Source organism: Ruegeria sp. HKCCD7628 (genome assembly GCF_057221005.1).
The window spans coordinates 306,529-324,630 of record NZ_JBWVBA010000002.1 but is presented as its reverse complement, the minus strand read 5'-3'; the positions used below and the strand labels follow the sequence as shown (position 1 = coordinate 324,630).

Sequence of the window (18,102 nt, the reverse complement as noted above, 5' to 3'; positions counted from 1 at the left end):
CACAAGACTTACCGAGCAAAACCGCGCGGCCTTAGGCCTTGCGTCCTGCGGACAGCAGGGGCCGGGCAGGCGCGGGCTGCGCCCGCGCCTGCCCGGCCCAACGAAAGGAGATGTTTCTTCAGAAACGTCGACGACGGGCGGGAGTATCCCGTCGGGCTTTATGTGTCCAAGGAACGTGCGATGAGTTCCTTCATGATCTCATTGGTGCCACCATAGATCATTTGAACGCGCGCATCGGCGTAGAGGCGCGCGATAGGGTACTCCATCATAAACCCATAGCCTCCGAACAACTGCAGGCATTCATGCATGACTTCGTTCTGCACCTCGGAACCCCAATACTTGGCCATCGATGCCGTCGCTGCGTCCAGCGTTCCAGCTTCAAGCCGAGCGATACAGTCATTCACAAAGCTACGCAGAACCTCGGCTTTGGTTTTGCACTCGGCCAGTTTGAATCGTGTGTTCTGGAAATCCATAACCCGCTGACCGAAGGCTTTGCGCTCTTGCGTGTAACGCACCGTCTCGGCAATCGCGAAGTCGATCGCGCCAAGTGCGATGATCGCAATCGTCATACGCTCCCACGGCAACTGCTTCATCATTTGATAAAAGCCCTGCCCTTCTTCCGGGCCGATCAGGTTGGTCATCGGCACCTTTACGTCCTCGAAGAACAGTTCGGCCGTGTCGTTGCCCTTCATCCCCAACTTCTTGAGGTTGCGCCCCTTCCGGAACCCGTCCGCGCCTCCGGTCTCGACCGCCACCAACGAAACACCTTTCGAGCCCAGCGATTTGTCCGTTTTTGCTGCGACAAGGATAAGATCAGCCGACTGACCGTTAGTAATAAAGATTTTCGAGCCGTTTATGCGGTATGAATTGCCATCTTTATCGGCAGTTGTCCGAATACCTTGAACATCGGAACCAGTGCCGGGCTCAGTCATCGCCAACGCGCCGACCATTTCACCCGAAGCCAGCTTGGGAAGCCATTTTTGCTTTTGCTCTTCGCTGCCATAAGCGGTGATGTAATGGGTCACAATCGATTGGATCGGGTAACCCCATCCACAATCTCCGTGCGACGCCTGCGCGTACATCGTAACCGCGTCGAAACCAGGACCGCCCCCGACACCGCCATGTTCCTCGGAAATCGACCCGGCCATAAGACCCATTTCCCCAGCCTTGTGCCAGAACGCTCGATCAACTTGCCCCTGATCGCTCCAGCGTTCGGCGTTGGGGACCAATTCATCCTGCATGAAACGGTCCGCCATCTCTGCGAACATCCGATGCTCTTCGGTTACCCAATTGGCGGCATTCGTAAACAAAGACATTTCGTGTCCCCTCAAGTCAGTTTCCTTGAAGGTAACCCCCGCGATCCGGCAATCCAATGCGCCAGGAGCTTTGCTACGCAACGTCTTTTAAACGTAACGCCTCAGACCGGCAGCGCATTCGCCAATAACACCCGCGCTGCTTCCTTGGCGTCGCGCGCAGGATCACAGCTTTTCAGCAGAACAGCAGTGACAATCGCGCCTTCTTTCAACAGCAGAATCTGACATCCCAGCTTTTCAGGCTCGCGGGCGCCTGCGTCGCGGGCCAAATCAGTGAAATATTCGAGCAGCAGACGTTTGTGCTCGGCTGCTTCCAGATGGATGGGGTGGTCTTTGTCCTGATATTCGGCTCCGGCTTTGATGAACATGCAACCGCGATAGCCGTCCTCTTCAAACCACTCTCCCAAGGCATCGAAACTGGCCAGCAGTTTTTGCGCGGGCGTTTCGGCAAGCGCATCGATCCTGCCATAGAACCAGTTGCGGAAATTCTCATCCCGCAAGCGCAAGGCGGCAACGATCAATTCCTCTTTGGTTCGGAAATGCTTGTACATCGAGGTCTTCGACACACCCGTCTCTGCCACCAGTTTGTCCATACCGGTGGCGTGAAAGCCATCCCGGTAAAAAACCTGCAGAGCATTGCGGACCAGCTCGTCGCGTTTGTTCGGGCGCATGATTCGGCTCCTGAGTGTACTGATCAGTACATAACCATGGTTTCATTTCGCGACAAGATTGCCGGGAACTCAACCCCTGAAGCCTTTAAATTATAGCTCTTTAAAGGTCATTCAAAAATTTTCTCAAATTGAGACTTGCAAAAGTTTACCGATCAGTACACATTGACTTCAAGATGTACCGATCAGTAAACCTTGGAGCTAGACGATGAAACGCCGCAACAGCCCATTTTCCCCTCAGTATGTCCCCTTCCTGTTGACCCTTGCGCTGCTTGCCGCCGCACTGACCTGAAAGACCAAGATATGAGCCGACCCCCTCTGCCACCCTTCACCCTTGAGACCGCCACACAAAAAGTCCGTATGGCGGAAAACGGCTGGAACAGCCGCGACCCCGATCTTGTGACACCCGCCTATACCGAGGACAGCCAATGGCGGAACCGCGCCGAATTCTTGTCGGGCCACGAAGACATCCACGCCTTCCTGACCCGCAAATGGAACAAAGAGCTCGACTACCGGCTGATAAAGGAACTGTGGGCATTTACGGAAAACCGAATTGCCGTACGCTATGCCTATGAATGGCATGACGATAGCGGTCAGTGGTTCCGGTCCTATGGCAACGAGAACTGGGAATTTGCCGAAGATGGCCGGATGGCCAAACGCCACGCCTCGCTGAATGACCTGCCGATTGACGAAGAAGATCGTCTGTTTCACTGGCCCCAAGGCCCCAGACCCGAAGACCACCCCGGCCTGTCTGATCTGGGTCTCTAGAAAGGATCACCCATGCCCCGCGCCTTTTCTGAACTGACCTTTACTCCCGCCGTCCGCGCCCATCAGGAAAGAATGGGATCGGCCAAGACCTATGCCAAATTCATAGAAAGCGGGCCACAACAGGGGCATCAGATCGGCCCTGCGGAAAAAGCGTTTATCGAGGCGCGGGACGGGTTTTACCAATCTACTGTGTCCGAGACCGGTTGGCCCTATGTGCAATATCGCGGCGGGCCAATCGGGTTTCTAAGGGTGCTTGGGCCGACAACCATCGGATACGCCGATTTCTCGGGCAACAAACAGTATATCTCTCGCGGGAATTTGGACGGAAACGACCGGATTGCCATGATCCTGATGGATTACGCCAACCAACGGCGGTTGAAAATACTGGGTCGGGTCGATTTTACCGAAGGCGAAGCCGCCGCCAGCCTCTATCCCAACGGAGCGGAAACGCCCGCGGAACGCGCCGCGATCATCCGGGTCGAGGGGCTGGACTGGAACTGCCCCCGCCATATCACACCTCGCTTTACCGAGGCCGAACTGCGCCCCCATCTGAACACGCTTGGTCAGCAATTGGCGCAACTTCAGGCCGAGAACGAAAAATTAAAACAGGAACTGGCAAAACGGGGCTGAACCGAATTGCGATCCGCCCTCACATTGGAAACAGGGATTACCATCATGCTGCGTTCGACACTGAACCTCGCCAGTTTCTGCCTTTTTGGCATGTTTATGTGTGTGGCCATTCTGATGCTGGGGTTTTTCGCGTCTCCAGAAGCTGTCCGCAGCGCGCCGCCCGCCCAATACAACTCGCTTTTGCTCGAGGTTTTTTCAGATCGCTGACCCCAAACGCATGGCAGCTATGCGTTGAAAACCCACGCAACCCCTTGACCTTCCCGTGACTGGAACCCCCATTTAAAGGAACGAAGATCTACACGGGATGAGTCGGATGACAGCCGTACACGAAACCAGGCTGAACATAACCGGAATGGGATGCGCATCATGCGTGGGACGTGTCGAAACGGCCCTGCGCGCCGTGGATAGCGTGACCGATGCTTCGGTGAATTTCGCAACCAAAGTGGCGCAGGTTACCCACGACGGCCCGATCACCCGGCTAACCGATGCGCTGGACGCCGCCGGATATCCCGCCGCAACAGCCACAGCATCGCTGAAGATCGAGGGGATGAGCTGCGCCTCGTGCGTGGACCGGATCGAGCGTGTCTTGCAGGCCGACCCGGCCGTGATCAGCGCCCAAGTCAACCTCGCTACCGAAGGCGCAACAATTCAGTACGTTGAGGGGGCCAGCGATCCCTTAGCCTTGGCCAGGCTATGCACTGACGCGGGTTATCCAGCGCATGTCGCGCCGGTGGATGAGGGAGCGACGGATAAGGCGCAAGAAGCCACAGCACTGACGCGCACGACCCTCATAGCTGCGGTACTCGCTCTGCCCGTCTTTGTCCTTGAAATGGGTGGGCACATGGTCCCGGCCTTTCATCACTGGGTGCATCAGACCATAGGGATGCAGACCAGCTATTTGATTCAGTTCGCGCTGACCACGGCTTTGCTGGCTGGGCCGGGAAGAGTGTTTTACGCAAAGGGTGTTCCATCCCTGTTACGCCGCGCACCGGATATGAATGCGCTGGTCGCGATGGGCACGGGTGCGGCTTACTTGTATTCGATTGTCGCCACATTCGCACCGGGTCTCCTGCCGCAAGGCAGCGCGAATGTGTATTTTGAGGCCGCCTCGGTCATCGTTGTCCTTATTCTTCTGGGGCGCGCGATGGAGGCGCGGGCCAAGGGCCGCACCGGCGCTGCGATCCGCAAATTGGTGGGCCTGCAACCAAAGACGGCTCGGGTTGAACAAGGTGGTGCCACTGTAGATCGTCCCATTGCCCAGATCGTGGTGGGTGACATTCTGCAAATCCGCCCCGGTGAACGCGTCCCAGTGGATGCCGTGGTGCTGGAGGGTACGTCATACATTGACGAAAGCATGATCAGTGGCGAACCCATTCCGGTCGGCAAAGCACCAGACGACCCGGTTGTGGGTGGCACGGTGAATGGCACCGGCGCGTTGCGCGTCCGTGCAACGCGGGTTGGGGCCGACACGGTCCTGGCGCAAGTCATTCGCTTGGTCGAACAGGCGCAGGGGGCTAAGCTGCCAATTCAAGGGTTGGTCGATAAGATCACTGCTTGGTTCGTTCCAACCGTGCTGGTCATTGCGCTGCTGACCATTGCGGTCTGGCTGATCTTTGCGCCCGCGCCGGCGCTGCCAATGGCGCTGGTCACCGGTGTTTCGGTCCTTATCATTGCATGCCCTTGCGCGATGGGTCTGGCGACGCCGACCTCGATCATGGTTGGCACCGGGCGCGCGGCTGAGTTGGGTGTTTTGTTCCGCAAGGGCGACGCGCTGCAACAGTTGCAGCAGGCAAAGGTGGTCGCGTTGGACAAGACTGGCACTCTGACACTGGGTCGGCCCGAATTGGAAAGCATCACCACCGTCAACGGATTCGACCGCGATGATGTTCTGCGTCTGGCCGCTTCGATTGAGGCGCGGTCCGAGCACCCGATTGCCACCGCGATCACGCGCGCCGGACCTGCGGATCTGCTGCAGCCAGTCGAGTTTGAGTCTCTGACCGGATTGGGCGTGCGGGCCGTGGTCGAAGGGCGCGAGGTGTTGATCGGGTCGCCTCGGTTTATGGATCAGGGTAGCGTGAACCTGTCTGAGCTGACGCCCGAGGCAGATCAACGCGCCGCCGCAGGGGCCACGCCTTTGTTCGTTGCCGTGGACGGTCGGGCTGCTGCTTTGCTGACGGTTTCCGATCCGATCAAGCCGGGGACGGCCGAGGCTTTAGACCGGTTGCACGCGATGGGCCTGACTCTGGCCATGGTCACAGGAGACAACGCACGTACAGCGCAAGCCTTGGCCGACAAGCTGGGTATAGATCATGTCACCGCCGAGGTTCTGCCCGACGGCAAACTAAAGGCGATCAACGCACTGCGCGACCGGTTCGGTGCGCTGGCCTTTGTGGGTGACGGTATCAATGATGCGCCTGCGCTTGCCTCTGCTGATACTGGAATTGCCATCGGCACGGGCACGGATGTGGCGATCGAAACGGCCGATGTTGTGCTGATGTCCGGAGATCTGCGCGGCGTCGCCAATGCGGTCGAGATCAGCCGCCGGACAATGCGCAACATCCGCCAGAATCTGGGTTGGGCATTCGGGTATAACGCAGTGTTGATTCCCGTCGCGGCGGGTGTTTTGTTCCCCTTCGGCGGACCGTTGCTGTCCCCGGCCTTGGCGGCAGGGGCGATGGCCTTGTCCAGCGTCTTTGTCGTGACCAACGCCCTGCGCCTGCGACGGGTGCGGGCCACGCTGCCCGAGCGGCAGACAGAACACCAACCTCAGACGGTGACCTCATGAATATCGGAGATGTTTCGGCCCGGACGGGCCTGCCCGCCAAGACGATCCGCTACTACGAAGACATCGGGCTGGTCAAACCACTGAGGGATAACAACGGATACCGTGTGTTTCGCAGCCAGGACGTGCACAAGCTGAACTTTCTGGGCCGCGCCCGCGCCTTGGGATTCACCATCGAAGATTGCCGGACCCTGATGGCTTTGTACGAAGACGAGACCCGCGCCAGCGCTGATGTGAAAAAAGTCGCGCGCGCGCATCTGGCGCAGATCGAGGCCAAAATCGCCGACTTGAATGCGATGCGGGATACGCTTGGTCATCTGGTGGACGCCTGCGCAGGCGATGACCGTCCAGACTGTCCAATCCTTCAAGATTTGGGTGGGAACCCTTAGCACAGGGTTGCCCTTTCCTCGCAGCTTTGATTTGTCTCTGCTGAACATTCCGGACTGCTGCGCTACGTGGTTGTCGGACAGCAGAGAGGATCTCCACATGGCAAAAGTCGCGTTTCTGGGTTTGGGTGTAATGGGCTATCCGATGGCCGGTCACCTACAGGCTGCAGGCCACGATGTCACCGTCTACAACCGCACCACAGCCAAGGCCGAGGCTTGGGTGGCCCAACATGGTGGATCAATGGGGACGACGCCGCGCGAAGCCGCTGAGGGCGCGGAATTTGTCATGGCTTGCGTGGGCAATGACGATGACCTGCGCATGGTCTGCACCGGAGCGAACGGCGCGTTTCACGGCATGTCCGAGGGGGCGATTTTTGTCGATCACACAACCGTATCCGCCAAGGTGACGCGTGAGCTCTACGACGCAGGCAAAGCCGCAGGTATCGCGTTTGTGGACGCTCCGATCTCGGGCGGTCAGGCTGGGGCCGAGAATGGGGTCTTGTCGATCATGTGTGGTGCGGATCAAGCGGCCTATGATGCAGCAGAACCGGTGATGCAGGTCTATTCCAAAATCTGTCGCCGCATCGGCGAAAGTGGCGCAGGGCAGATGACCAAGATGTGCAACCAAATCGCCATCGCCGGTTTGGTGCAGGGTTTGAGCGAAGCGCTGCATTTCGCTGAAAAGGCAGGACTGGACGGTCGCTCGGTCGTTGAAGTGATAAGCCAGGGGGCGGCCGGCAGCTGGCAGATGGCCAATCGTTACGAGACCATGCTGGACGACCATTTCGACCATGGTTTTGCTGTCGACTGGATGCGCAAGGATCTGGGGATTTGTCTGGATACGGCGGATGAGACCGGGGCATCTCTGCCTGTGACGGCTTTGGTCGATCAGTTCTACAAGGATGTGCAGAAGCTGGGCGGGGGGCGCTGGGATACGTCCTCGCTGATCAAGCGGCTGCGCGCTTTGGGGTAACGGGTCAGGGGGGCTGTCTGCCCCCCATCGCGCCGGGGCGCGATTCCCCCCGAAGGTATTTTTAGCCAGATGAAGAGGATCCCGTTTGCAAACGGGGCAGGTTTGGGAATGGAAAACATGACGGAGTTCTGGGCCGGTGCCTTGCGCCAGCATTGGGGTCTGGAGGCCAAGCTGACGCGGCTGGATGGCGAGTATGACCTGAATTTCATGGTCCATGCCACCAATGGTCAGGATTACGTTCTAAAGGTCATGCGCGCGGGCTGCGAGGCCGACTTCGTCGACTTGCAGGTCAAGGCGCTGGAGCATATCGCGGCTGAGGCGCCGGGTCTGCCGTTTCCCAAGGTTTTCCCTGATCTGAAAGGCCGTCTGCTGCCCGAGATTGCGGATCAGGACGGACAGCCCCGGTTGGTCTGGTTGCTGGAGCGTCTACCTGGCGAGTGCTACGCCAAGGCCGCGCCGAAGTCCGAGGCATTGATCCTGAAGCTGGGCCGTGCGTTGGGGGCGACTGACCGTGCGCTGGAAGGGTTTACCCATGACGGCTTGCAGCGCGCGGATTTCAAGTGGGACATGATGCAGGCGGGTTGGATCGCGGATCAGCTTGAGGCGATCTCTGATCCCGCGCGGCGCGCTTTGCTGGCCGGGATTTGTGCCGGGTTTGACGCGATATCGCCGGTTCTGTCCCGGCTTCCCAAACAAGCCATCCACAATGACGCCAATGACTATAACATTCTGGTCGAGGGTGAGATGGGCCAGCGGCAGAGCGTCTCGGGCCTGATTGATCTGGGGGATATGTGCGCGGCACCCCGCATCTGCGACCTGGCGATTGCCGGGGCATATATCGTGTTGGATCATCCTAAGCCCGAACGCGTGCTGACCGCTTTGGTGCAGGGCTATCACGCCGCGAACCGCTTGCGCACGGATGAGGTTGATCTGATCTGGCCGCTGTTGCGGATGCGGCTGGCGGTGTCGGTGGTGAACTCGACCCTAATGGCCATCGACAATCCCGATGATCCGTATGTGACCATCAGCCAGGCCCCCGCCTGGCGGTTTCTGGAGAACGCTTCGGTCAATGGCGGGTTGATGGCGGCGCGGCTGCGCGTGGCCTGCGGGCTGCCTGTGACGGATGGGGCCGAGCGCGTCCACGCCTATCTGACCGCTCATCGCGGTCAGTTCGCACCGATGTTTGGACAAGATCTGGTTGATCTTCCGATGGGGTCGCTGTCGGTGGAAAACTGCGTCTGGCCGCAGAACCCGTTTCATATGCCACTGGCCGAGGCCGCCCGCGTGGGCGAGGAATATGGCGAGGGCTTGTGGCTGGGATATTACAATGAGCCGCGCCTGATCTATGCCGAGCCGGGGTTCCGTAAGGGGCCGTGGAAAGCCTCGGACCGTCGCACGGTGCACTTGGCGGTGGATGTGTTCGCCCAGGCGGGCACCGTGTTGCACGCGCCGATGAGTGGACGGGTTGAGGCGGTGGAAAACCGCGACGCCCATCTGGACTATGGCGGCGTGGTGATCCTGCATCACGAAACGCCTGAGGGGGACGCGTTCTATACGCTCTATGGTCATCTGGACCCTGAGGTGTGCGATCGGCTGAAACCCGGTGATCCGGTGGCGCAGGGCGCTGCGTTCGCGCGATTGGGGGACGCCACACAGAACGGCGGCTGGGCCCCGCATGTGCATTTCCAGCTGGCGATGACCACGGACGGGATGCAGAACGACTGGCCCGGTGTTGGTGACCCCGATGAGATGGAGCTGTGGCACGCGGTTTGCCCCAACCCGGCGGCCTTGCTGAACCTGCCTGATGACAAGGTGTTCTATCAACCGACCGACAAGCAGGCGATCCTGCAGGGGCGGCACGACCATTTTGGCGGCAATCTCAGCCTGACCTATGACGATCCGGTCATGCTGGTACGCGGGTGGAAACACCACCTATTCGACGAATGGGGCCGCCCGTATCTGGACGCCTATAACAACGTCCCCCATGTGGGCCACGCCCATCCGCGTATTCAGGCCGTGGCGGCGGATCAGCTGAAACGCATGAACTCGAACACGCGCTATCTGCACCCGGCGCAGACCGCTTTTGCCGATAAGGTGCTGTCGAAACTGCCTGACCACCTTGAGGTCTGTTTTTTCGTCAATTCCGGCACCGAGGCGAACGAGCTGGCCCTGCGGCTGGCCCGCGCCCATGCCGGGGCCAAGGGGATCGTGACGCCCGATCACGGCTATCACGGCAATACGAATGCGGCGGTCGCGATCTCGGCCTATAAGTTCAATAAACCCGGCGGCGTGGGTCAGGCGGATTGGGTCGAACTGGTTGAAGTGGCTGACGACTATCGCGGATCATTCAAGCGCGACGATCCCGACCGCGCCACAAAATTCGCGGATCTTGTGGACCCTGCGATTGCCGCTTTGCAGGACAAGGGCCACGGTATCGCCGGTTTCATCGCCGAGACCTTCCCCTCGGTCGGGGGCCAGATCATCCCGCCCAAAGGCTATCTGCCCGCAGTATACGAAAAAATCCGCGCCGCCGGAGGGGTGTGTATCGCCGATGAGGTGCAGACCGGGCTGGGGCGTCTGGGTGAGTATTACTTTGGCTTTGAACACCAGGACGCGCTGCCCGATATCGTGGTGATGGGCAAACCGATCGGCAACGGACACCCCTTGGGCGTGTTGGTCACGACCAGGGAAATCGCCCAAAACTTTGACAACGGGATCGAGTTCTTCTCGACCTTTGGTGGATCAACCTTGTCCTGCCGGATCGGGAAAGAGGTGCTGGACATCGTCGATGACGAGGAGCTGCAGGACAATGCCCGCGTAATGGGCGCGCAGCTGATGGACGGGTTGCGCGGGATCGAGGCCGACTTCGGCTGTGTTGGCGACGTTCGGGGCATGGGTCTGTTTCTGGGGGTCGAGTTGATCGACCCGGGCGGCTCTGAGGGCACCGAGATTTGCAAATACGTCAAGAACCGGATGCGCGATCATCGCATTCTGATCGGCAGCGAAGGGCCAAAGGACAACATCCTGAAAATCCGCCCGCCCCTGACGATCGAGGCGGATGATGTCGACATGATCCTGTGGGCGCTGCGCGATGTGCTGACCGAGGTCGGTGACTATGCCCCTGCCCCCGCCTGCGATCACCACCATGCCGGTTGCGGGTGTTGCTGAATGAACAAACCCCCGGCCTAACTGGAACGGGGGTCTGAGCCTGACCAAGCTGTTAATGCAACACGGCAGAGGGGGTTACGTGGCCGGTCGAAGGAAGCGGGGCCGCGACTGACATGCGACGCAATGCCAGCGCCAATTCCTCGGACAAGGCAGCAAGGGCGGGCGCGAAATCCGGACGGACGATAAGCGCCGCCAACATCATTGTGTCTTCCCGCGCACCTTCCGAGGCTGCGGCGATCATCTGCGCGAAACAGTTCTCATCCGCGCCCAGACAGGAACACCCCAGTCCGTGGCGGATCAACGGTCGTCTGCCATGATGAGCACAGAGTGAACACAAGCGATCCATAACACTCATCGCAACGCTGTCCTGATCGGATTCTTGCGCCAAACCATCTGCGCGCGCCAACGCTGCATCGCTCCACTGCCGCAAGTACAGAACCGCGCTGGCTTCAATAGGGCTAAGGTCTGTCAGTCGACCAACGGTAGCCCCGCCGCGGGCAAAACGCGCGCTCATTTCGTCAGGATCAGTTTACCAGCGCGGGTGATGCGCAGGGTGTAAAGCTGATCACCCAGCTCAATATGAGCCAGATTTCCGCCTTTCGTCAGTTCTTCGGCTTTATGTGCCGGCAGCATGGATACGGGGTAGGATTGCGTGGGGTTCGGGTTCTGCACATTCATCAGGTCAACTCCAGAGGGTCACGGGCGAAAGGCCGATTTCTGTTCGCGTTTTCAGTGGCTGGCTGACCCGAGTCCGGGTTGGCTTGGTGTCTTGATCCTTAATCTGATAATTTTACTCAGGTATGTCAAGCGTCAAAATCATACCTCATTCATCCGCGTGGAATTGCGCTGCTTTGGCGATCGGGCTAAGTCTGATGCGACAATTCAAACGCCCGAGGTTTTCCATGACTGCAACGCTCATGTTCGATCTGGACGGAACGCTGATCGACAGTTTGCCTGATATCGCGGCCGCCGCGAACCGCATGCTGCAGGACGAGGGGCGCCCCTATCTTCCACAAGATACAATCCAGCAATTCGTTGGGAATGGCCTTCCCAAATTGGTCGAACGTGTCATCAGGCATTGCGACATGCCACTTGATCGCCATGCAGAACTGACTGAGCGTACACTTGCACATTATTCCGCCGCATCCAGTGCGCTGACCGTGCCCTATCCCGGTGTTTCCGAGGCGCTACAGCAGCTGCGCGATATGGGATGCGTATTAGGCATTTGCACCAACAAGCCCGAGGCCCCCGCCCGCGATATTCTGCGGGATTTGGGCCTCGCCCATCATTTCGAAACCGTCTTTGGCGGTGATACTCTGAACACACGCAAGCCCGACCCCGCGCATCTTCACGCCAGTTTCGACGCAGTCACCCCGACCGGTCCGCGTCTGTTTATTGGCGACAGCGAAGTCGACGCCGAAACCGCGCGACGTGCGCAGGTTCCGTTTCTGCTGTTCACCGAAGGGTATCGGAAGTCACCCGTATCCGAAATCCCGCATGCACTTAACTACGACCACAACGAAAAGCTGCCCTCGTTGGTCCAGCAAGCGATATCGAAGCTGGAAGAAACGGCCTGATCCAAGGAACTGAGGGGCCGGCCGAGGGGGTAAGAAGCCAGCCCCTCAAAGGGGGAAATGTCCTTGGTAAAACCTTGGATGCTTTACAGTTAAGGTATTTCGTATTTGCAAGATATTGGGGGTTTCCCGTAGAGGCCGGAAAACCTCCAACCGTCGTTCGAATTCAATCGCTCTTTTTGCAGTCCTGAAACAACTAAGGCGAAGTGGTTCCCCACCCCGCCTTAACGCTTTGCAACGGATTGTCTGGATCAGATCGCCAAATATTCCTCACGCAGTTGCGTATTCTCCAGCACTTCGCTGGCAGTGCCGTCAAACACGATACTACCTGTATCCAGGATGATTGCGCGGTCGGCTAGTTCCAATGCACGCACGGCGTTTTGTTCAACGATGATCGTGGTCATGCCCTGTTGCTTTACGTGGATCAGAGTCTTTTCGATCTCATCCACGATCACCGGGGCCAATCCTTCGTAGGGCTCGTCCAACAGCAAAACCTTGATGTCGCGTGCCAATGCACGCGCTATGGCCAGCATTTGCTGCTCACCACCTGACAGGGTCACACCCTCTTGCTTGCGTCGCTCGCCAAGACGGGGGAACAACTCGTAGATACGTTCAAGCGACCAGCCAATTGGTGGCGCAATCTGAGCAAGTTGCAGGTTTTCCTCGACCGTCAAGCCAGGGATGATCCGGCGATCCTCGGGGACAAGACCAAGACCTGCCGCTGCGGCCTCGTAGCTTGTTTTGTTGTGCAGAGGCTGGTGGTCAAGCCAGATCTCGCCATGGCGCACTTCGGGGTCACCAAGACGCGCGATCGAGCGTAGGGTCGAGGTCTTACCAGCCCCGTTCCGGCCGAGCAGAGCCAGAATCTCGCCCTCGTGCACGTTGAAGCTGACACCTTGAACGATGTAGCTTTCGCCGTAGTACGAATGCATATCCCACACCGAAAGAAAGGCGGGCGCAGTTGTGGCCATATTGGCGTTTTTCGAAAAGTCCGGTTTCTGATTCATAGCTTTTCCTTACGCTGCCTCGCCCAGATAGGCTTCGCGAACCTTGGGGTTACCGCGAATGTTCTCTGGCACGTCTTCCACTAAGGGTGTGCCCTGTGCCAGCACGGTAATCCGTTCGGCAAGGCTGAAGACCACATGCATATCGTGCTCAATGATCGCGATGGTGATGTCGCGTTCATCCTTGATTTGTTTCAGCAGGTCGATCGTGTTGTTGGTATCGGCCCGCGCCATTCCGGCTGTCGGTTCATCCAGCAGCAACAGACGCGGGTTCTGGCTAAGGCACATGCCGATCTCAAGCCGACGCTTGTCACCACGCGACAAGGAAGCGGCGTGCATTTCGCGCTTGTCGGCCATGTTCATCTCGACCAGCATCGCTTCGGCCTGTTCGACGATGTCCTTTTCATTGGCAATCGTCTCATAGGCGTGCATCCGAAACGCCCCGTCTCGCATGGCGAAAATCGGGATCAGCATGTTCTCCATCACAGTCAGCTCACCGAATATCTCGGGGGTCTGGAACACACGGCTGATGCCCATCTGGTTGATCTGAAACGGCTCGAGCCCTAGCACCGAATTGTTGTCAAACAGGACCGACCCGGTATCCGGCATCAGTTTACCCACAAGACAGTTCAGCAGGGTCGACTTGCCGGCGCCATTGGGGCCGATGATGGCATGAACCGAATTTTCCTCGACGTTCAGGTTCACGTCCGTCAGCGCCTTTAGGCCACCGAAGCGTTTACTGACGTCTTTTACACGTAGAATTGCCATAGTCGCCTCCTTTATTCCGCTGGCTCGGTTTTGCCCGAAGGCGCATCATCCGCACCGGATTTCCGACGTTTGAACCAGTTCGATACCCGCTGTCCGCCTTCGACAAGGCCGCCAGGCAGATAAATCACCACCAACATGAACAGGATACCCAATGTCAGGTGCCAGCCTTTGCCGATGAACGGGTGGATGATGAACACCACCGCGTCCTCCAACCCGTCGGGCAGGAAGGCAAACCAGCTGTGCAGGACGTTATCGTTGATTTTCGAGAATATGTTCTCGAAATACTTGATGAAGCCCGCGCCCAGAACCGGACCGATCAGCGTTCCGGTACCGCCAAGGATGGTCATCAGAACCACCTCGCCCGAGGCCGTCCACTGCATCCGCTCGGCCCCGGCCAGCGGATCCATCGCGGCCATCAGGCCACCAGCCAGACCGGCATACATGCCAGAGATCACAAAGGCCGCCAGCGTATAGGGTTTCGAGTTCAGCCCGGTGTAGTTCATCCGCTGCTGGTTCGACTTCACCGCCCGCAGCATCATCCCGAAAGGCGACCGGAAAATACGGATCGCCAGATAAAACACGACCATCATAACCACCGCACACAGGTAGTAGCCTGCGTTGAAGTCAAAGCTCCACGCGCCTATGTCCAGCGTATAAGTCGCGCGCATGGGTAATCCGAACAGGTGCGGCAGGTCGGGCGCATTGGCCCCCTGCAGGATCTGCGGGTCATCTGCATAGACCTGAAGGCCAGTCTCCCCGTTGGTCAGGTTGAATTTGGGGTTCGACAGCACCGAATAGGCCAGCGCAAAGCTCATCTGTGCGAAGGCCAGCGTCAGGATCGAGAAATAAATCCCTGACCGCCGCAGGCTGACATAACCGATCAGCAAAGAGAACAACCCAGCGATCACCACGCTCAGCGCGATGGCGGGGATGACGTTATAGCTGAGCAGCTTGAACATCCAAACGGCCGAATACGATCCCACGCCCAGAAAGGCCGCATGGCCGAAGGACAGGTATCCGGTCAGGCCAAACAGGATGTTGAACCCGATGGCGAAGATGCCAAAGATCACGAACCGCTGCATCAGGTCGGGGTAGCCCGCGTTGAACTGCGCCATGGCGCTGTCCGCCGGGAACGGGTTCAGGATGAAGGGGGCCAGCAGCGTCAGAATCCCAACGATGATCAGCAGCCCGGTGTCTTTCTTGTTCAGTCCAAACATGGATTAGTCCTCCATCACGCCTTTGCGCCCCATCAGCCCGCGTGGCCGCAGCAGCAGCACGATGATGGCGACAAGGTAGATGATGATCTGGTTGATGCCCGGAATCGTGGTCGTGGCCCAAGTGGTCGAGGCAAAGCTCTCGAGGACCCCCAGCAAGAACCCCGCCAACACGGCACCAGGCAGCGATCCCATGCCACCTACAACAACCACAACAAAGCTAAGTACCAAGAAGTCCATCCCCATGTGGTAGTTCGGCGGATTGAGCGGCCCGTACATCACCCCGGCCAGTCCTGCCACCGCAGCAGCGATCCCGAACATGATGGTAAATCGGCGGTCGATGTTAATGCCCAACAAACCTACGGTTTCCCGGTCGGCCATACCTGCGCGAACAACCATGCCGAAGGTGGTGAATTGCAGGAACGAGAAGACTGCACCGATAATGGCAACCGCAAAGCCGAAATAGACCAGACGCCAGATCGGATAAATGATTGCGTTCGGATCGAACCCGATCATGGTGCCCAAATCGATAGAGCCATTGAGCGCTTCGGGCGGCGGGGTCTGGATCGGGTTGGCCCCGAAGAAATACTTGACGACCTCTTGCAGTACGATAGCCAGACCAAATGTCACAAGGATCTGATCCGCATGGGGGCGTTTGTAGAAATGCTTGATCAGCCCGCGCTCCATCACGTAGCCGACCAACAGCATGATCGGGATCGCGAACAAGATCGCCAGAGGCACCGACCAGTCGATGATTGACGCACCGACCTCAGGGCCGAACCATGCCTCGACATAAGGTGTCTCGACCTTCAGCGGATTACCCAGAAAGTCCGTCTGGGTTTCGTCGATGGTCTGAAAGCTGAGGCTAAACAGCTTTTGAAGGGTAACAGCACAAAAAGCGCCGATCATGAACAGCGCCCCGTGGGCAAAGTTCACAACACCCAGCGTGCCAAAGATCAATGTCAGCCCTAGCGCGATAAGCGCATATGCCGATCCCTTATCGAGCCCGTTTAGGATTTGAAGAAGTATGGCGTCCATTGTCCCCCCCCTTTTATTGCCTTCAAGGCAGGCTCCCCTGCGTCAGCAGGAGAGCCCAGTTTCAGGTACAAGAATTTTCGTCGAAAATTCTGAGGCGCGGATTATGCGCCCGAGTTACAAGAACCCAGGTCACCGCCGGCGAACATCGGATGATCAGGTGCATAGGTCACCTGTTCGACCGGGGTCACTTCGACGATTTCCAGCGTGTCATAGGCGTTTGTCGGGTTTTCGTTGCCACGCACGACCAGCACATCTTTGAAGCACTGGTGATCTTCGGCGCGGTACAGTGTCTTACCGTTGCCCAGACCGTCGAACTCGAACCCTTCCAGCGCTTCAACAACGCCACAGGGGTTGAACGTACCCGCACGCTCGACCGCATCGGCATATAGCAGAACCTGCGCATAGCAGGTCTGGGCCGAGTTGGATGGCGGCTTGCCGTACTTTTCACCGAAGGATTTCACGAAGGCCTTGGTGCCCTCATCCTGCAGCTGCCAGTTCCAGTTCATCGAACCCAGCACGCCCTTGATGTTCTCGCCCGCACCAGCGGCCATCAGTTCGGAATACAGCGGCACGACAATCTTGAAGTCCTTGCCGTTGGCCACCTTGTCCAGCAAGCCGAACTGAATCGCGTTGGTCAGCGAGTTCACCATGTTGCCGCCATAGTGGTTTAGAACCAGAACATCCGCGCCCGAGTTCAGAACCGGAGCGATGTAGGACGAAAAGTCCGTTGACGCGAGTGGTGTTTTGACTGTGTTGACCGTTTCCCATCCCAAGGCTTCGGTCGAAGCAACAATCGACTCTTCCTGGGTCCAGCCCCAGTTGTAGTCAGCTGTCAGGTGATAAGCGCGGCGTTCCTTGCCCATCTCAGCCGCCAGAACCGGCGCCAGCGCGGCACCCGACATATAGGCGTTGAAGAAGTGGCGGAAACCGTTGGCTTTCTTGTCTTTACCGGTGGTGTCATTGGCATGGGTAAGACCCGCCATAAAGATCACGCCCGCCTCTTGGCACAGACCCTGAACCGCAACGGCCACGCCCGAGGACGATCCGCCGTTGATCATCACGGCCCCGTCTTTTTCGATCATCGACTTGGCCGAAGCGCGGGCTGCATCCGATTTGGTTTGTGTATCACCGGTTACGAACTCGACCTTTTTGCCAAGGATACCGTTCCCCTTGAGCGCCTTGGACGTAAAGGTGTTCAGGCAACCGCCATCGCCTTCGCCATTCAGATGCTCGACCGCCAGCTGTTGCGCCAGAAGTTCATCATTTCCTTCTTCGGCATATGGCCCGGTCTGCGGGACGTTGAAACCAAGGGTAACCGAAGACCCTGTGGGCTCGTTAGTGTAGGCTGCTGCTGACGAAGCGGTGAAGATCGTAGGCAGGGCCAGACCGGTTCCCGCAACGGCACCGGACTTCAGCACGCCGCGGCGTGTGACAGATTTGTTAGTCATTCATTCCTCCCATTTCCCAATTTTCACTCTCTGGCTCCTCTTCCAGCGAGTGAAGGCGCATTTCTGCGTTCTATGAGTATGGAGGCCCATCCGAAAATTTCTCAACAACCTATTAAACTTGCACCGATGTTAGGTAAACAAATACACAAGAGATGAGAAAATCAGTTAATGTTTAGTCATTTTGGAATTTTTTACTTTTTAATTACAGATGTTTAATTGTGAATCCATTATTCTTGTCAAAAACCTAAAACCGTCGCCAAGCTCGCTGATTCAAGATGCACCCTTAGGGCCAAATGCGAAGAGTTCTCACAATGACACTTATCCGCGCCGCATTCAAACACCTGAGAGCACATTCTGAAGAGCTTAAA

General features: G+C 58.0%; 17 protein-coding genes. 8 read left to right on the top strand and 9 right to left on the bottom strand.

What is annotated here, in order from left to right; translation table 11 throughout:
• Positions 1–158: 158 nt before the first annotated feature.
• Positions 159–1,316 carry an acyl-CoA dehydrogenase family protein gene (locus tag AC2TAD_RS08050; protein ID WP_480867029.1) on the bottom strand — a complete coding sequence of 386 codons (1,158 nt, stop codon included), beginning with the start codon at positions 1,314–1,316 and terminating at the stop codon, positions 159–161.
• 101 nt (positions 1,317–1,417) lie between these two features.
• Positions 1,418–1,984, bottom strand: a complete 567-nt coding sequence (locus tag AC2TAD_RS08045; RefSeq protein WP_170751566.1) for a TetR/AcrR family transcriptional regulator — start codon at positions 1,982–1,984, stop codon at positions 1,418–1,420.
• Between the two features lie 300 nt (positions 1,985–2,284).
• Between AC2TAD_RS08045 and AC2TAD_RS08040 the strand changes: the two genes are divergently transcribed.
• From AC2TAD_RS08040 to AC2TAD_RS08010, 7 genes are all read left to right on the top strand, one after another.
• The gene (locus AC2TAD_RS08040) at positions 2,285–2,749 is read left to right on the top strand and encodes a nuclear transport factor 2 family protein (RefSeq protein WP_170751567.1); all 465 of its coding nucleotides are present in this window, start codon (positions 2,285–2,287) and stop codon (positions 2,747–2,749) included.
• A gap of 12 nt (positions 2,750–2,761) precedes the next feature.
• Positions 2,762–3,379, top strand: coding sequence for a pyridoxamine 5'-phosphate oxidase family protein (locus tag AC2TAD_RS08035; protein ID WP_480867027.1), 618 nt, complete (start codon positions 2,762–2,764; stop codon positions 3,377–3,379).
• 45 nt (positions 3,380–3,424) lie between these two features.
• On the top strand, positions 3,425–3,586 hold the full coding sequence (locus AC2TAD_RS08030) for a hypothetical protein (protein WP_480483368.1): 162 nt from the start codon (positions 3,425–3,427) through the stop codon (positions 3,584–3,586).
• Between the two features lie 106 nt (positions 3,587–3,692).
• Positions 3,693–6,164: a heavy metal translocating P-type ATPase gene (locus AC2TAD_RS08025; RefSeq protein WP_480867024.1), complete on the top strand. Its 2,472-nt coding sequence runs from the start codon at positions 3,693–3,695 to the stop codon at positions 6,162–6,164.
• Positions 6,161–6,550: a Cu(I)-responsive transcriptional regulator gene (gene cueR / locus AC2TAD_RS08020; protein WP_170353378.1), complete on the top strand. Its 390-nt coding sequence runs from the start codon at positions 6,161–6,163 to the stop codon at positions 6,548–6,550. Before AC2TAD_RS08025 ends, cueR begins: the two co-directional genes overlap by 4 nt.
• Before the next feature lie 97 nt (positions 6,551–6,647).
• Positions 6,648–7,520: an NAD(P)-dependent oxidoreductase gene (locus AC2TAD_RS08015; RefSeq protein ID WP_480867022.1), complete on the top strand. Its 873-nt coding sequence runs from the start codon at positions 6,648–6,650 to the stop codon at positions 7,518–7,520.
• 108 nt (positions 7,521–7,628) lie between these two features.
• Positions 7,629–10,688, top strand: coding sequence for an aminotransferase class III-fold pyridoxal phosphate-dependent enzyme (locus AC2TAD_RS08010; protein ID WP_480867021.1), 3,060 nt, complete (start codon positions 7,629–7,631; stop codon positions 10,686–10,688).
• A gap of 52 nt (positions 10,689–10,740) precedes the next feature.
• On the opposite strand, the gene AC2TAD_RS08005 is transcribed toward AC2TAD_RS08010, so the two are convergent.
• A complete protein-coding gene (locus tag AC2TAD_RS08005; protein ID WP_480867020.1) occupies positions 10,741–11,202 on the bottom strand; it encodes a hypothetical protein in 462 nt (153 codons plus the stop codon).
• On the bottom strand, positions 11,199–11,366 hold the full coding sequence (gene hemP / locus AC2TAD_RS08000) for a hemin uptake protein HemP (RefSeq protein WP_170751582.1): 168 nt from the start codon (positions 11,364–11,366) through the stop codon (positions 11,199–11,201). The genes AC2TAD_RS08005 and hemP overlap by 4 nt, the downstream gene beginning before the upstream one ends.
• A 224-nt stretch (positions 11,367–11,590) precedes the next feature.
• Here hemP and gph point away from each other — a divergent pair, with 224 nt between their 5' ends.
• Positions 11,591–12,265, top strand: coding sequence for a phosphoglycolate phosphatase (gene gph, locus AC2TAD_RS07995; RefSeq protein WP_480867018.1), 675 nt, complete (start codon positions 11,591–11,593; stop codon positions 12,263–12,265).
• 248 nt (positions 12,266–12,513) lie between these two features.
• On the opposite strand, the gene AC2TAD_RS07990 is transcribed toward gph, so the two are convergent.
• From AC2TAD_RS07990 to AC2TAD_RS07970, 5 genes are all read right to left on the bottom strand, one after another.
• Complete coding sequence (locus AC2TAD_RS07990) at positions 12,514–13,269, bottom strand: ABC transporter ATP-binding protein (protein ID WP_170353383.1); 756 nt, start codon at positions 13,267–13,269, stop codon at positions 12,514–12,516.
• Between the two features lie 9 nt (positions 13,270–13,278).
• On the bottom strand, positions 13,279–14,034 hold the full coding sequence (locus AC2TAD_RS07985; RefSeq protein WP_170353384.1) for an ABC transporter ATP-binding protein: 756 nt from the start codon (positions 14,032–14,034) through the stop codon (positions 13,279–13,281).
• 11 nt (positions 14,035–14,045) lie between these two features.
• Positions 14,046–15,251: a branched-chain amino acid ABC transporter permease gene (locus AC2TAD_RS07980; protein WP_170353385.1), complete on the bottom strand. Its 1,206-nt coding sequence runs from the start codon at positions 15,249–15,251 to the stop codon at positions 14,046–14,048.
• A 3-nt stretch (positions 15,252–15,254) separates the two neighbouring features.
• Positions 15,255–16,286 (bottom strand): branched-chain amino acid ABC transporter permease, encoded by a 1,032-nt coding sequence (locus AC2TAD_RS07975; RefSeq protein WP_170353386.1) that lies wholly within the window; start codon positions 16,284–16,286, stop codon positions 15,255–15,257.
• 101 nt (positions 16,287–16,387) lie between these two features.
• Positions 16,388–17,734, bottom strand: a complete 1,347-nt coding sequence (locus AC2TAD_RS07970; RefSeq protein WP_170353387.1) for a substrate-binding protein — start codon at positions 17,732–17,734, stop codon at positions 16,388–16,390.
• Positions 17,735–18,102 lie beyond the last annotated feature (368 nt).

Excerpts from the sequence above, each read along its gene's own strand:
- AC2TAD_RS08050 (WP_480867029.1), bottom strand. The coding sequence starts at position 1,316 with ATGTCTTTGTTTACGAATGCCGCCAATTGGGTAACCGAAGAGCATCGG.
- AC2TAD_RS08045 (WP_170751566.1), bottom strand. The coding sequence starts at position 1,984 with ATGCGCCCGAACAAACGCGACGAGCTGGTCCGCAATGCTCTGCAGGTT.
- AC2TAD_RS08040 (WP_170751567.1), top strand. The coding sequence starts at position 2,285 with ATGAGCCGACCCCCTCTGCCACCCTTCACCCTTGAGACCGCCACACAA.
- AC2TAD_RS08035 (WP_480867027.1), top strand. The coding sequence starts at position 2,762 with ATGCCCCGCGCCTTTTCTGAACTGACCTTTACTCCCGCCGTCCGCGCC.
- AC2TAD_RS08030 (WP_480483368.1), top strand. The coding sequence starts at position 3,425 with ATGCTGCGTTCGACACTGAACCTCGCCAGTTTCTGCCTTTTTGGCATG.
- AC2TAD_RS08025 (WP_480867024.1), top strand. The coding sequence starts at position 3,693 with ATGACAGCCGTACACGAAACCAGGCTGAACATAACCGGAATGGGATGC.
- cueR (WP_170353378.1), top strand. The coding sequence starts at position 6,161 with ATGAATATCGGAGATGTTTCGGCCCGGACGGGCCTGCCCGCCAAGACG.
- AC2TAD_RS08015 (WP_480867022.1), top strand. The coding sequence starts at position 6,648 with ATGGCAAAAGTCGCGTTTCTGGGTTTGGGTGTAATGGGCTATCCGATG.
- AC2TAD_RS08010 (WP_480867021.1), top strand. The coding sequence starts at position 7,629 with ATGGAAAACATGACGGAGTTCTGGGCCGGTGCCTTGCGCCAGCATTGG.
- AC2TAD_RS08005 (WP_480867020.1), bottom strand. The coding sequence starts at position 11,202 with ATGAGCGCGCGTTTTGCCCGCGGCGGGGCTACCGTTGGTCGACTGACA.
- hemP (WP_170751582.1), bottom strand. The coding sequence starts at position 11,366 with ATGAATGTGCAGAACCCGAACCCCACGCAATCCTACCCCGTATCCATG.
- gph (WP_480867018.1), top strand. The coding sequence starts at position 11,591 with ATGACTGCAACGCTCATGTTCGATCTGGACGGAACGCTGATCGACAGT.
- AC2TAD_RS07990 (WP_170353383.1), bottom strand. The coding sequence starts at position 13,269 with ATGAATCAGAAACCGGACTTTTCGAAAAACGCCAATATGGCCACAACT.
- AC2TAD_RS07985 (WP_170353384.1), bottom strand. The coding sequence starts at position 14,034 with ATGGCAATTCTACGTGTAAAAGACGTCAGTAAACGCTTCGGTGGCCTA.
- AC2TAD_RS07980 (WP_170353385.1), bottom strand. The coding sequence starts at position 15,251 with ATGTTTGGACTGAACAAGAAAGACACCGGGCTGCTGATCATCGTTGGG.
- AC2TAD_RS07975 (WP_170353386.1), bottom strand. The coding sequence starts at position 16,286 with ATGGACGCCATACTTCTTCAAATCCTAAACGGGCTCGATAAGGGATCG.
- AC2TAD_RS07970 (WP_170353387.1), bottom strand. The coding sequence starts at position 17,734 with ATGACTAACAAATCTGTCACACGCCGCGGCGTGCTGAAGTCCGGTGCC.